Source organism: Allobosea sp. 05T433 (genome assembly GCF_056396065.1).
Genome location: NZ_JBFTKS010000141.1, coordinates 1 through 371 on the forward strand (window position 1 = coordinate 1; position 371 = coordinate 371).

Annotated in this window: 1 pseudogene; it reads left to right on the forward strand. The window is 65.2% G+C overall.

The features are described from left to right. Positions 1–371, forward strand: a pseudogene (locus AC1DGP_RS35400) (transporter); the annotation flags it as partial.

Consider the following 371-nt stretch of genomic DNA (forward strand, 5'->3'; position numbering starts at 1 on the left):
CAACCGGCCCTGACGGTGAATGGTGACCGCGAGTTCGGCCTCGGCGACATCAACCCGAGCTTCTTCTTCTCGCCGAAGCAGCCGACGCACGGCATCATCTGGGGCATCGGGCCGACCTTCGTATTCCCGACCGGCACCGACAAGACCCTGACCGCCGGCAAGTACTCGGCGGGTCCGGCTTTCGTCGCCCTGGCCATCGAAGGCCCCTGGGTCGTCGGCGTTCTCGTCAACAATGTCTGGTCCTTCGCGGGCAAGAGCAACCGCAGCGCGGTCAACGCGATGACGCTGCAGCCCTTCGTGAACTACAATTTCCACGGCGGCTGGTACCTGACCTCGTCCCCGATCATCACCGCCGACTGGGAGGCCGGCCA